The 14,027-nt window shown below is 42.7% G+C and carries 12 protein-coding genes; 7 read left to right on the top strand and 5 right to left on the bottom strand.

Annotated elements, in window-relative coordinates; all coding sequences use genetic code 11:
- Position 1 precedes the first annotated feature (1 nt).
- The gene (locus tag ABUE20_RS00890; protein WP_408617908.1) at positions 2 to 1,228 is read right to left on the bottom strand and encodes a sensor histidine kinase; all 1,227 of its coding nucleotides are present in this window, start codon (positions 1,226 to 1,228) and stop codon (positions 2 to 4) included.
- An 867-nt stretch (positions 1,229 to 2,095) separates the two neighbouring features.
- Between ABUE20_RS00890 and ABUE20_RS00885 the strand changes: the two genes are divergently transcribed.
- The 3 genes from ABUE20_RS00885 (at position 2,096) to ABUE20_RS00875 (ending at position 4,860) form a co-directional block, all read left to right on the top strand.
- Positions 2,096 to 2,635 (top strand): RBBP9/YdeN family alpha/beta hydrolase, encoded by a 540-nt coding sequence (locus ABUE20_RS00885; protein ID WP_408617907.1) that lies wholly within the window; start codon positions 2,096 to 2,098, stop codon positions 2,633 to 2,635.
- Positions 2,636 to 2,696: 61 nt separating this feature from the next.
- Positions 2,697 to 3,317, top strand: a complete 621-nt coding sequence (locus tag ABUE20_RS00880; RefSeq protein WP_408617906.1) for a LysE family translocator — start codon at positions 2,697 to 2,699, stop codon at positions 3,315 to 3,317.
- A 496-nt stretch (positions 3,318 to 3,813) separates the two neighbouring features.
- The gene (locus tag ABUE20_RS00875) at positions 3,814 to 4,860 is read left to right on the top strand and encodes a pectate lyase (RefSeq protein ID WP_408617905.1); all 1,047 of its coding nucleotides are present in this window, start codon (positions 3,814 to 3,816) and stop codon (positions 4,858 to 4,860) included.
- Between the two features lie 92 nt (positions 4,861 to 4,952).
- Here ABUE20_RS00875 and aguA read toward each other — a convergent pair whose 3' ends face one another.
- From aguA to aguB, 3 genes are read right to left on the bottom strand one after another with little or no spacing between them, the layout of a single operon-like run.
- Entirely contained in the window at positions 4,953 to 6,050 is a 1,098-nt protein-coding gene (gene aguA / locus ABUE20_RS00870; RefSeq protein ID WP_408617904.1) for an agmatine deiminase, read from the bottom strand.
- Entirely contained in the window at positions 6,047 to 7,441 is a 1,395-nt protein-coding gene (locus ABUE20_RS00865) for an APC family permease (protein WP_408617903.1), read from the bottom strand. Before ABUE20_RS00865 ends, aguA begins: the two co-directional genes overlap by 4 nt.
- On the bottom strand, positions 7,434 to 8,327 hold the full coding sequence (aguB, locus tag ABUE20_RS00860; RefSeq protein ID WP_408617902.1) for an N-carbamoylputrescine amidase: 894 nt from the start codon (positions 8,325 to 8,327) through the stop codon (positions 7,434 to 7,436). Before aguB ends, ABUE20_RS00865 begins: the two co-directional genes overlap by 8 nt.
- A gap of 264 nt (positions 8,328 to 8,591) precedes the next feature.
- Between aguB and ABUE20_RS00855 the strand changes: the two genes are divergently transcribed.
- Both ABUE20_RS00855 and ABUE20_RS00850 read left to right on the top strand, forming a co-directional pair.
- Entirely contained in the window at positions 8,592 to 9,494 is a 903-nt protein-coding gene (locus ABUE20_RS00855) for a LysR family transcriptional regulator (protein ID WP_408617901.1), read from the top strand.
- 325 nt (positions 9,495 to 9,819) lie between these two features.
- On the top strand, positions 9,820 to 10,842 hold the full coding sequence (locus ABUE20_RS00850) for a PfkB family carbohydrate kinase (protein ID WP_408617900.1): 1,023 nt from the start codon (positions 9,820 to 9,822) through the stop codon (positions 10,840 to 10,842).
- A gap of 130 nt (positions 10,843 to 10,972) precedes the next feature.
- Here ABUE20_RS00850 and ABUE20_RS00845 read toward each other — a convergent pair whose 3' ends face one another.
- Positions 10,973 to 12,109 (bottom strand): hypothetical protein, encoded by a 1,137-nt coding sequence (locus ABUE20_RS00845; protein ID WP_408617899.1) that lies wholly within the window; start codon positions 12,107 to 12,109, stop codon positions 10,973 to 10,975.
- Between the two features lie 395 nt (positions 12,110 to 12,504).
- Here ABUE20_RS00845 and ABUE20_RS00840 point away from each other — a divergent pair, with 395 nt between their 5' ends.
- Both ABUE20_RS00840 and ABUE20_RS00835 read left to right on the top strand, forming a co-directional pair.
- Positions 12,505 to 12,849: a DUF4405 domain-containing protein gene (locus ABUE20_RS00840; protein WP_408617898.1), complete on the top strand. Its 345-nt coding sequence runs from the start codon at positions 12,505 to 12,507 to the stop codon at positions 12,847 to 12,849.
- Between the two features lie 232 nt (positions 12,850 to 13,081).
- A complete protein-coding gene (locus ABUE20_RS00835) occupies positions 13,082 to 14,011 on the top strand; it encodes a LysR family transcriptional regulator (RefSeq protein ID WP_408617897.1) in 930 nt (309 codons plus the stop codon).
- Positions 14,012 to 14,027: the final 16 nt, after the last annotated feature.

The raw sequence follows: 14,027 nt of genomic DNA, 5'->3' as shown, positions 1-14,027 counted from the left end.
GTTACCGGGCATAAGCCATAGGAAATTGAATTGTAATAGAGGTTCCCTGATTGGGTTTATACGGGCTAGTGATTTCAAATCGGCCCTGTTCTCCAAACATTAAACGAAGTCGATTTTGAATATTGTTGATCCCAATACCGGTTTTATGACGGTTATTCTGCCCTTGTTTGATCTGCTGGATTTGCTCAGGGGCAATGCCATCCCCATTATCTTGTAATGTGATCGTTAGATGACTGTCATCAGGATAAGCGCGAATGGTGAGAGTGCTTTTTCCTTCCCGGGGTTCCACCACATAGTTAAAGAAGTTTTCAACCAATGGCTGTAGTAACAGAAAAGGACAGATGATAGCTAGACATGATTCTGGAACATCAATGTTATAGTCGAAACGGTGTGGCATCCGGACTTTTTGGATGGCAATGTAGTTTTCAACATAGGTGAGTTCATTGCCTAGAGTAATGACGCCGGTACTGTTATTTTTTTGCAGCAGATAGCGCATCATATCGGAGAAATTGAAGACCATGGTTTCTGTTTGTGGGGCATCCTCTAAATAAGCTAATCGACCAATAGTGTTTAGAACATTGAATAAAAAGTGTGGATTTATTTGATAGCTCAGGGCCTTAAATTCCGCTTCGTGTAGTGAAAGTTCCATCTCGACGCGTTTTTTGTACTCATTATTGAGTGCAATTTCTTTTTGATGCAGTTCGCGTTGAATGTTATTCGCATAAGCTTGTTCAACTAAATAGGATGCGACATGTAACAACGTATAGGCGATTGATTCAAAGCGCTGGTAGGGCAATGAGTGATCAGCCTCGCGCTCTGCAATGGTTACATCGGATGTTTGAGCAAGGGGTAAGATAAACGGGATTTGCTGTTCTTTATTGGGTTCGACCCGAATTTGACCAGAGATAAATGCCCCTAAATAGTGTCCATGGATGAGGATGGGAACTGCAAATTCGACAAAGCCGCAATGGCAGCGGTAGACCACCGGTTTAGCGGCTTTCATTGCGGCTCTTCCGCCCGCATCGTCGCATTGATAACAGTGTGGTGCGAGTGTTGGTTGTTCTCGAGCGTTTAAACAAAACTGGCAGAAGCCACTGGGTTGGGTCACGGGAACACCTTGTTGGTCGACGACGACTAAGGCAATCGTCATCGATTCACTAAAGTAATCCTGAAGGGTTTGCAAACGTTCAACATCCAGAAATTCATTGAGTCGATAGAGGTTTTTCATTGCGGTCTCTCAACATCGAAGATCATTGAAACATGCCTTACATTGTGGATCATTCAGCGTTGAGCATGTTGTTATTGAATACCATAGCACCGGAAACCTTTTGCATTTTTAATGAAGGTTCGGACTTTGTCTATTTTAATTTCTATGGTGTCAATAACCGTGATCTCAGTTGAAAGTGCTGCAACTAGATGAAATTTTATATTCTGACAGAATAAGGCCGTGTCTATGTTTTATATGATGAAATAATAGCCTTTTAACACGCGAGGAAGCATGCAGTTGTCTGATACTGTATCCACCTAACTAGCTGTTTGGTCCTAGTGCTCTACTTAAAGGAATGGCCTCTGAGACCTAGTCTTAGGAATACTTCTTGAGTGGCTTAAGTCAGGCCTTGGGATATGATGAGAACCGATGTGATTTAAAGACTTTTACCATCGCATCGACAGCGGGAAGATTGAATAAAGGGGAGGGATTCGCACTTATGAATACTCGTTTTTATTGAAAAAGCTATAAATATAATATTGAGAATAGTATCACTTTGTCAGTGTGTCCTCATTTGCTGGTTTGGAATAGATAGCCAACTCATTAAAAGGTTAGAACCGCTATTTAGATTTTATTTTTTTGATGGGAAAACTCTATTTTAATAGAGTTCTAGTATTGGAATTTACGATATATTTTTCATGTCCATGCCGAAGAAGTCACCACGAAAAATGAATATGAGATGATTTAATATTACAGGATACAAATAAAATATAGGGAACCGATAAAATTAAGTATCATCGTCATCGGAGCTAATAAAACTAAAGCTTGATCATAATATTAAAACATGTAAAAAATAGAAATGAACAGTACTACATTGAAGGAGTATATATGCATTTACTGTTTTTAGCCGGGATTGGTAATTCGGGATCCGAACATTGGCAACGCCAGTGGTATTTGGAATCGGAACAAGCTACATGGGTAGAACATTCAAATTGGGAACAACCGGTTATGGAACAGTGGCTCGATGATTTCGAGCATGCATTAGTATCTATTCATGAACCTGTGGTCGTGATTGCGCATAGTTTGGGATGTGTTTTGTTTACCGAATGGCTACGGTGTCATGACCTTGGCCAGGTATCAGGGGCTATGTTAGTCGCCATGCCTAATGTCTTAGGCCCGGAATTCCCCGAACAGGCCGTTCATTTTAGTAATTTGGGAACGTATTGTGATTGTTGTCCTGCGGTGATCGTGGCCAGTGAAGATGATCCCTATGCTTCTATTGAACATGCTTATAATCAAGGGCGAGCGTTAAATGCCGCAGTGCATAACATTGGTGCTGTTGGGCATATTAATGGTCAATCTAATTTAGGGTATTGGTTAGAAGGCCAAATGATTCTTCGAGATTTGATTCACCGGGTTGATAGATAGAAGTTGGCGTGAATTGATGTGATGGAACTTGCCCGATGGTGGCAATTGATATTCAGGAGTGATGATGACATATACCTCTTCGTTAGCTTTATTTGGTGCGATGTTAATTTTGGCGTTAATCCCGGGGCCCGGGGTGCTGGCGGTTGTAGCCCGCACCTTGGCTGTCGGTATGAAGCATGGTTTTTCAACGGTTGTTGGTATCGTTGCGGGTGATTTCGTTTTTATTACACTCGCGTTATTTGGATTGACTGCTTTGTCGCAACTGATGGGGAGCTCTTTTGTGATTATTAAATATATAGGGGCAGCCTATCTTATTTGGATGGGAATCTCTTTTGCTGTTGCTCGTCGTTCGCATGATGAACAAGTTACGTTAATTAGAGAACCGAGTCATTTTGCAAGTTTTACCGCGGGTTTGGTGACGACGCTGAGTAATCCTAAAGCTATTTTATTTTATCTTAGTTTTTTCCCGGCATTTCTTGATTTATCCCAAGTGAGCGTTCTGGATGCGGTTGTGCTATATAGCATTGCAACCGTTGCGGTAGGCGGCGTGATGTTGGGGTATGCCTATGTTGCATATAAGGCGAAAAATTCGTTTCGTTTTGCTAAAGGAAACCGAACTTTACGCTATGGGTCGGGTTTATTACTCGCTGGCAGTGGCATTTTTATGGCGGCTAGAGGGTAATTGAGAAAATGATTCCATTGGTCATTTAATTATAAAATGAATATATGGGATAATATCTTAAGTAATAATTCAAACAGATATCATCTATCTGACTTGTATATTAAATGACGCGTTTAATATACAAGTTGGCTATATCAAAGTGATTGCATAGCAGACGTGTGCTGCACCAATAGATCTAATTCCTCTTAAAGTCGTTTTATTTTATATAAAACGTAGTCGATTTAATATTGTATTTTTAAAAAAATTAAAATATAAAAATCCAATATAAATATATTTATCATTATAGTTTAAATTTGTGATCACACCTCTATTTTTATATTTGTTAAAAATGAAAAGCTGTTCTAATGTTGTTGAGCTATAGCTCATTTAATGTATATGGATAAGCTTGTAGCAAGACCGAATAAGATTCAAGAACATGATAACAATATGATGTTTAAGAGTTATTTATCGGAAGATTGTTATTAGCAGTACCCGAACTCAAGGAATGGAGATCATAATGAAGAGAACAGTAATGACGATGTTGATGGCATCGCTTTTAGCTTCACCAGCAGTTATCGCTGGTGATTTAAGTTTGATGCTGTATCAAAATCAAGAACAGACCATTTTGACTTGGTCGAATGATAATACGCATGTCCTGCGTCAGGAAGTGTATCGCGTCAACGGTATGTCAGGGCCACAAAAATTAATTGCGACACTGACTCCGGATGAACGCACCTATGAAGATGCCGATGCAGTTCCTTACGCGGATTATTCTTATCAGGTGAAAGCGGTGACGGATAGCGATAAGGTGATCGAATCTAATCTATCTAACACTTTTGCGGATACTTCAGCACCTGTATTGCTAAAAGCATCAGCTAAATCCGAATGCTATGCAGGGGCGACTATTCAGAATAAAACGGTTGATTGTGGTGGAAAGACCATTGGATTGTCATGCAATGGTGACGATGAACACCAGAAACCTGTTTTAACGCTGATTAATGCGACCGTTAAAAATGTTCGGATTTCCAAAAATGGAGGCTCGGATGGCATTCATTGTAAAAGCGGTAACTGTACATTGGAGAATGTGATCTGGGAAGATATCTGTGAAGATGCAGCCACTAACAATGGTAAAAAAATGACGATTATTGGTGGGGTTGCTTATAACAGTAAAAATGGTCCTGGTGGCAAACCTGATAAAGTATTCCAGCACAATTCGAAAAATAGTACGGTTGAAATTAAAGGTAATTTCACGCTAACCGGTGAACATGGCAAGCTTTATCGTTCATGTGGGAATTGTACTGATAATGGTGGTCCTCGTTATTTGACTATTAATGGCGTTAAAATTGATGCCAAAATTGGCTCTGTTGCCGGCGTGAATGGTAACTTTAATGATCGTGCAACTATTCGTAATTTAAAAATTAAAAATTATCAATCCGGGAAACCCCATGTCTGTGTTGTATACAAAGGGGTTCAGCATGGTCATGAATCACCCAAAGTTGGTGAAAAATGGAGCAATAATAGTACCAGCTGTAATGTGTCTAAATCAGATGTGACAAAACTTTAGCAATGTTGCCGTTGAACTGAAAAACACCTCCTTATATGGAGGTGTTTTTTATGGGAGACGATAATAGCCCCAGTGTCTCGACATTAGGCGTATCAGCGGATCCTTTGCGGAACCTGCTGAGTAATGCAATGGATATTCCCTCCGCCGAGTAGGATTTCTCGGGCCGCTACGCCAACCACTTGATGCTCGGGGAACGCTGATTCAAGGACTTGCTTGGCGGTCGCATCATAGCGTTCATCCAACAGTGGGTAGACGATTCGCTGGTTGGTGATCAGAAAGTTAGCATAAGAAGCGGCTAACCGTTCACCGGCCTGACGCATCATCCCATCACTGCTATCGATATTCTGCGCTTCAGCTTCAGTCATATATAGAGGTCCAGGCATTGGCATTTTATGGATTTTAAGCGCACGGCCTTTAGCATCCCGTTCATTTTCTAACACTTGAAGAGCTTGCTGACTCCATAAATATTGTGGATCCTTTGGATCATCGCAATAGGCCAGAATAACTTCTCCGGGTTTCACTACATGTAAAACATTATCGACATGTTCATTGGTTTCATCGTTGAATATTCCATGCGGTAACCAAATAATTTTCTCAACGCCCAGATACTGTTTTAAATGTGCTTCGATGGCCTGTTTTGATAGTTCCGGATTGCGACTTGGATGAAGCAAACACGCTTCTGTAGTAAATAATGTTCCTTCACCATCTGTATGGATTGAGCCCCCTTCGAGAACTAACGGTGCTTGATAGCGATCATCGTTGGTCAAACTCAGCATTTTTTCAGCGACCTGATCGTCTAAATTCCAAGGGAAGTAAAGCCCATCAACCAGTCCGCCCCAAGCATTAAACTGCCAGCTTACCCCGCGGCGCTGACCTTGTGAGTTGATCACATAAGTCGCACCAATATCACGCATCCAACTGTCGTTATATGACATCTCGATCACTTTGATATGGGCCGGTAATTGTTCCCGGGCATTGGCATATTGTACCTGATTCACGACCATGACCACCGGGGTTTCCTCGGCAATGGCACAGGCGATATCTACAAATGTTTTTTGTGCGGGTTTGGCACCATTGCGCCAGTTATCGCTGCGAACTGGCCAAGCCATCCAGACCTCGCATTGAGGATGATGCTCGCCTGGCATGTAGAACCCTTCTTCAATGGGTAATTGGGTGATGATGTTGCTCATGCCAAGTCTCCTGTGTTTACCGATTCATGTTTATGCATTGTGGCTCGTTTTAGTAGTATTTCTCCGATGGCCACAGTGATGAGTACCCCGGATAAAATAGGCAAGGTATAGGACCAATCGACCTTACCGGATAATACATCGGGGAAGATAAACAGAACGACGGCCTGTAAAATGATGAGGAAGCAGATGACGGTCATTATTTTCTGAACCAGTATACTTCCGGGAACTTTAAAGGGGCGCGGTTGATCGCCATCCGTTAATCGAAGTTTTAGATATGCCGGGAACATCAATAGATAGGGCACTAGAAAAACACAGCTTGAGAATGCAAACATGGACCAAAATAATTCATCATTACTGCTGGCAAAGAAAGCATAAATGATAATGACCAGTGTTGAAACGAGCCCGGTAAACACATTGGCTCCGACGGGCGTGTTGTGCTTGTTGGACGTTTTTCCCAATACTTTAGGTAGTTCGCCGTCACGAGCCGATTCGCTGGCAGCTCGACTCGATCCCATCGTCCAGCTGACCATGTTGCCAATGAAGGTGAGTAAGGTCATTACCCCTAAGGCATCGGTCATGAACTGGCCCCAGGCATCGGTGCCGAACAGCACTTTTAAGGTGTCGACAATCCCAGCTACCAGACCCACTTCTTTTACCGGTAAGGCTAGCAGAATACCCAGTGTCCCTATGATATAAAGTAGTGCGGTAACGCCCATGGCCAGAAAAACTACTTTGGGCATCTGTTTGACATCTTTCATCTCTTTGGTCATGGTCGCGACCAGTTCAAAGCCCATTAGGTTAAAGACTAAGGCTGGCAGAAAGGCTACTCCGGAATCAAATGATGGCAGCATTTCTTGTATAGAGAAATCATTGGCCACGCCATGTTTTGCCGCATAAACAAAACCACCGATCCCCAAAACAGCAATAATCAGTACTTTTAATAAAGCGCAGAAGTTGGTGACCCAGACACCGATATCGATAGAGACGTTACAGACCCAGACGGTTATCCATGTGAGCGCAATGCACATGATGATCTGGATCGTGAGTGGCAGATTAGGCGCGAACAGTTCGGTAAAGGTTCCGGCGAACAGAATATAAACTGCAGGCATCCACAAACCGACATTAATCCAGTAGAGCCATGTAGTTCGAATTGCCCAACGAGAGCCAAAGGCACGTTTGACCCAATCGTAGATCCCGCCTTCACCGGGGTAAGCGGCACTCAACTCCGAGGTGATTAGGCCATAAGGTAGTACAAAGATTACCAGAATCAACGCCCACCATCCCAGAGCACTGACGCCAATAGAAGCCGATGCGGTGAGTGTATCAACCACAAGAACCGTACATAAACTAAACAGAGCCAGTGGTGCGATCCCCATTTTTGGGTTATTCATGACCACCATCCTTGACCTGTCCGTCCAGTGTTAATAGACCGCGGTAATGTTCTGGTCGTCTGTCTCTGAATAATCCCCAAGCCCGGCGTTGAAATTCGAGTTCATCGAGATCGAATTCGTGAGTCAGAATGCTTTGGTGCTCACGATCCGCTTTGGCCACAATTTCGCCAGTACCATCGGTGATAAACGATGAACCAAAGAAGGTCAGTGACAGGTCGCGGAATTGAGCAGTTTCGGTGCCAATACGGTTGGATGCGATCACTGGGATCTGGTTTGCAGCGGAATGGCCCTGCATGGTACGTTGCCAGTGCGGCTGTGAATCAAGTGCGGGTTGGCTGGGTTCGCTCCCTATGGCGGTAGGGAAGAATAACAATTCAGCCCCTTGCAGCGCCATGCTGCGAGCGGTTTCGGGGAACCATTGATCCCAACAAATACCAATACCGATTTTAGCATAACGGGTGTTCCAGACTTTGAATCCGGTATCGCCAGGACTAAAGTAATATTTTTCTAAGTAACCATCACTATCGGGAATATGCGTCTTGCGGTATTTTCCCAGCAACGAGCCATCGGCATCAATCACTGCAATGGAATTAAAACTGACGTTCCCGGCGCGTTCATACCAGCTAAAGGGAAGCACCACTTGTAATTCTTTCGCTAACTGAGATAAACGAGCAAAAGCTTCATTATTTTCTAATGTTGATGCGAGTTTATGATAGGACTCGCTGATCTCAATGCAAAAATAGGGGGTTTCGAATAGCTCCTGCAACAGGATAATTTGCGCGCCTTGTTTAGCCGCTTCGCGGACCAATGCTTCGGCTTTATCGACATTACTTTTGACATCCCATGAGCAAGCCATTTGGGTTGCTGCAACCGTTACTTTTTTCATCTCATCTCCTTATGGAAAATATCAATTAGAGGGGTGATTGGCCGTGATTTGTTTCGCCACTACTCAGCCTGATTTAGGTCAAGAGCAGATGTAGTTCTAAATTCTCTACAAATGGCATCTAACGTTAAATAGTGCTGTTGTATGGCGTCATTGAACCAAAATTTAAGCATGACCATTCAAAAGTTCTTGGCACCTTTTTACTCGGGATTAGGTTATTATGAAAATGCATTTTTTTTATTTTCATATGAGAGATTTCGATAACTTATGGATATTGATATTAATCAGCTGCGTCTGTTGGTCGTTTTAGAGAAGGAACGACACCTCTCAAAAGCGGCCCAAAAGATGTTTATGAGTCAATCGGCCGCCAGTCACGTATTAGCTAAACTGAGGAGCCGCTTTGATGATCCCTTGTTCATCAAAACCAAAACTGGGATGGAGCCGACTCCGTTAGTCAAACAGTTATTACCGGGCATTCAACAAGGGCTGACGTCTATCGATATGGCCCTAGAAAGAATGAAGCCTTTTAATCCGCGACTGGATGCTAAAACTTTTTATGTCGGGGCCATTGATTACTTTGAATTTTATGCCTTACCAAGGTTGGGTCGGGCATTTGAGAAGAGTGCTCCGAATGTTCGTATTGCCATCGAAATTCTCTTTGAAAATATGCAATTTGATCATTTGGAACAAGGGCATATTGATTTGATGTTGGGCGTCGATAATCTTCAGACCATTCCGCGTTACTATCATCGTTACCACTGGTTAACCGACAGCTATGTGGGGATCGTCGCTAAAAGCACTGATTTGCCAAGCAAGATTGACTTCAAAACTTTTTTGGCAACGCCTCAGATCCACTTACCTCTCATTAATTCCGGAGCTGACTTGATTGACCGTTGGTTATATGAGCAACATCAAGCCCGGCAAATTGCCATGATCGTGCAAAGTTTTGCGGTTGGTGGGTTGGTAACTGCCAGAACGAGTAATTTGATGTGTGTGCCTCTGCGTATCGCTAGAGAATTAGTACAAATGTTGCCTCTTAAAATTGTTGAATTGCCCCCGGATACACCTTTGTTATCGTTAAGTATGTTTACTCATCAGCTATATGATAGCCAAGAGAGTGTGCAATGGTTAATCCAACAGGTGCAACAGTGCGTAGAGACCATCGAGTAGCTGACCCCGTAGGCATGGTCCCATCATGATGATGGGCGCGATATCGATTTTAATTTTGCTCTGGGCTGCTCTTGATCTGCTGTTTGAGTGAGTTCGGTGGTGACGTCAACATGGGTTATTCCTCTTCAATATGAAAAGTTGTTTCATAATAAGACATATCACCGAATATTGGTGTAGAATCAACGCATTGATGGCTTTACACCATTGCAATTGACCATTTTCGTGCACGATGAACAGAACGGGTACAGGGTATGATCGTTATTTTAATTGACGCCAGAGCGCAATATTACCTGTAGCCAAAACGTATGAGGATAAGGATAACTTAATGAAAATATTAACATTTGGCGAAATCATGTTGCGTTTAAAACCGATCGCATTCCAGCGCATCATACAGACCACGGGTTATGAAGCGGCGTATGGTGGCGCAGAAGCCAATGTGGCGGTTTCTCTGGCTCAACTCAATCATGATGCCGCTTATTTAACGAAGCTCCCTGATAATCCATTGGGAGAAGCCGCTCTTGGAACACTAAGACGCTATGGCGTGGATACGAGTCGCATTTTACGCGGTGGCCCAAGACTGGGGAGTTATTTTTTTGAAAAAGGGACCGGGGCTCGCTCTACTAGTGTGGTGTATGACAGGGCAGGGAGTTCGATTGCAACGGCAGCGCGTAGCGAATTTGATTGGCCTACATTGCTTCAAGATGTTGGCATCTTTTATTTTTCTGGGATTACCCCGGCTATTTCACCGGCATTAGCAGAAGCATTACAAGATGCGCTGCGTTACTGCCGGCAACAGCAGATTACAGTTGCTTGTGATTTGAATTATCGTGGAAAAATGTGGTCACCGGAAAAAGCACAACAAGTCATGGCTGAATTAATGCCATGGGTTGATATTTGTATTGCCAACGATGAAGATTTTGAAGCGGTACTTGGTATTCAGGCATTTGATGGAAACTTATCTCATGGTATTGATCAGAAAGATGATTTTTGTCAGGGAATGAAAGCCATTACTGAGCGCTACCCAAATTGTAAAATTGTAGCGAGCGTGCTTCGCAATATTCACTCGGTTGAACAAAGCGATTGGATGGCATTGCTCTATCAAAATGAACAATTTTACGAAACGCCTATTCATTCGATCAATGTGATGGAAGGGGTTGCGGCTGGGGATGCCTTTGGTGCCGGATTATTGCATGGCTTAGCCAATCAATTACCCCCTCAGGAAACCATCGAGTTTGCTATTGCTGCCAGTGTGCTTAAATTATCGATCAGTGGCGATCTGAATTTAGTCACCGAATCAGAAATTCGCGCCGCCATGTCGAAAGGGAGCCAGGCTCGTTTAAATCGATAATACAGCGCATGATCGAGTGAAGATCAAAAGACTCTAGGACAAGATAAATCCGATTGAGAGTACACGTGCTCCGAGAGAGGCCGTTATCTTGTCCATTTTGATCAAACACTCATGAATAATGGGTATTCATTTAATGGCTGACTGATTGAGTCATTTGAATCGCCTGTGCTAACCCGCTGATATAAGAGGCAAGTAGGTCCGCAATGGACAACTGACGGTCATAATACCCAATCCATATTAGAAAGCAGATTGCCAGAGTTACCAGATCGTCCTCAATGGGGTTGCTGTTATTTTCTAATCCGGTTAATAGGTGTTGGGCAAATTCACATTGTTGCTGGCTCAGCTGCGCACTATTGAGTGCTGTTTTAAGATCCGTGGTTAAATGTTCAGTTGGCGTTGTTTGGCGCGTGAGGTGTAGTCCGCGATCTTTAACTAAATAAAAAGCGGTACAGGTTCGTAAATTGGGAAGCTGTTGCTTGAGCCAGACTTCTCTATTCTCAAATGCATTATCCTTCCAATTCAAACCTATCGATGTGGCAAAATCTAAATAACGTGATGATTTGAGCTGAGAACGAAGCCCCGCTTCGGGAGTTAGCCCATAATAGGCCGTAAAAATATCGGATAATTTTTGACCATCCTTTGTTAGGAGATCATAGTGCTGTGTCATCACCATGCCATCAACATTAGCCAGATTTTTATAATAAGCACCAAACTGATCGACAATCGCTTGTTTAGCGCCCACGTTATTTGCGTTTTGTTGATAAAATTGCCCTGTGATTTCAGATAAATCACCCAGCCATCCGGCAGCCATCAGTCGATTCTGCACGACAGGAATGAGTTCTTTTAAAGCTTTAGGGAGGTCGGCAGGGATTAAATGTTCAGGTATCGGGCTTAGAGGACCATTGTGATTACTCGCATCAAGAATGGCAAAGATATGGGCCGCATCATATAAATCCCCATTAGTTAATATCACTTCATGACTACGTTGTACTTTCTGGGTCGCCGCTGAAGCGCTAAACGTGGCAATATTGGCTGTTTCAGGAATCAGTAAATCATTCCAGCCTCGAGAATTATAATAAAGCTTTCGATACTTCGTGATCATTAATTGAGTATCGGTCGCTGTGGCGGAATTATCCTGATCGATGGTGACCAGATCATGGATATAATCCGTCATCGTGTAATATTCAGCCGGATTGGGTTTATTCTTGGGTTCGGATGCAGCGAAATCAAAATTAAAAATAGGCGTGTTACTTGTATTATCTATCATAGGTAACCCTTTATTTAAGTTAAGATAATGAAGAGCCTTCTTCAATTATTTTATATCAATAACAGTTGCATTATGATGTCGCAATTGTCGCCAACTACGACCTGCGAAGCGTTTCGTATCTTCAAGGTCAGGCAAAAAGCCGAAACATCTGATGCAGGGGCGTATTATTGATTAGAGTTTCTCATTATTATTTTCATTATGCATTACCTAAACATCGCTTACATCCTCAGGCTCGTTGGGGAGCTTAAATCTCGGAGATCAATTCCGGGGAATATTTGAAAGAGATTGCTCGAAGATTAGAAATAGTAATTAAATCCGATCTACCTCACAGGGTCTTGCTTAAAGGTTGGCTAAAATTTAATCAATCCTTTCAAGTTATCGTGAGTTCATAACCAATGAATCTGAATCGATTACGACCTTATACAACCGTTATCATGACACTTAGCTTTGTATTGATTAGTTTTACGGGGGTGATCCTATTTTTAGCTCCAGAAGGCCCAATGGGGCGTGGTTGGAATTGGCTAGGTATAAGTAAACATGAATACAAAGATATACATCTGTATCTCGGTGTATTGGCGATGATCTTGGTATTATTTCATGCCTATTTGAATAGCCGTCCATTATTTCATTATTTACATCGAACAACCGCTCTATGGAAGCATCCATTGTTGTGGGGGGTCATGGGGGTGTTGATCGTGATCAGTTGCGCATTGTTTTTCTCTGTCTCTCATCATCATTAGGTATTTTAGTGTCATTAAAGGGCTGTGTTTAAATATGTTTAAGTTGGATAAATACAATCGCTAAAGATCGTTGCTCTGGATGGAGCATCATCAAGCTCACACGATTGTTTTTGTTCGCAATTTAGGCTAAATGGCTTTTGACACCAATATTTTAACCCAGATACAGTGATCCATTGTTGGAAGATCGGCGCTAAATCTTTTAGGATTTTCAAAACAGCTTTGGAATGGATTGATGAAAGTTGATGGGACGTTACTCAAAGAACTGCAAATATTCAAGGTCGTTAGTCTGAGTGGTGGATTGACGAATGCTCAATATCCACTGAATAAAGATGCTTCGGCGATCAGTCGGGCGATCAGTTCACTTGAAACTCGATTAAAAGTAGTTTTATGCGAAAGGGGACGTAAAGGCTTTAAACTTACTCGTGAAGGAGAGGCGGTTTTAGCTCATACCAAACGGTTATTTGCCGCGTTAGAGCATTTTGAAAAGCAAATATTAGAGCTGGGGGATGAGCTTTCGGGAGCATTAGTTCTGGGTATTATTGATAATATTATTGCCGATCCCAACTGCCCGCTGGCCGGTACTTTAAAACGGCTGTCCGATCAGCGTATTCAAGGGGTTGCTCATTTAACAATGGATGTCTCTGTGTATACCCCCTATGAACTAGAACGACTGCTTTTGGATCAGACCTTGGATCTGGCGATAGGGATCTTCGAACATCGGCATAATGCGCTGAATTATATAGAACTTTATCAGGAAACCGATGCGCTTTATTGTTCGCCACAAAGTCAATTATGGGCGATGTTTAAGGCGCAGCATTCACATGCTGAACGTTGTCAACTGCTCTCTAAGCAAGCCTTCTTTGCGCGTAATTTTCTCAATCAAAGTGATATTGAAAGCTTAGGATTCCCAACTCTTGGTCCTGTCTGTTATACCGAAAATCTTGAAGCGCTTACTTTCCAGATTATTTCAGGGGAATCGATCGGCTTTATTCCAATGCATTATGCTAAAACATTCGAACAGCGTGGCCAGTTGGTGGCCATTATGCCGAGCCATATTCAGCGTCGCTCATCTATTCAGTTGGCCACTCGGAAGGGGGATATGGGGAACCGCGCCACATTGCAACATATAGTCCAGTGTTTACTTGATCAAAACAGCAACTGAATGTGCAAGATTTATC

Origin of the sequence: Celerinatantimonas marina, from assembly GCF_046054165.1 — a bacterium.
Lineage (GTDB): Bacteria > Pseudomonadota > Gammaproteobacteria > Enterobacterales > Celerinatantimonadaceae > Celerinatantimonas.
Note: the sequence above shows the minus strand (reverse complement) of the source record. Positions and strands in the feature narration are given on the sequence as shown.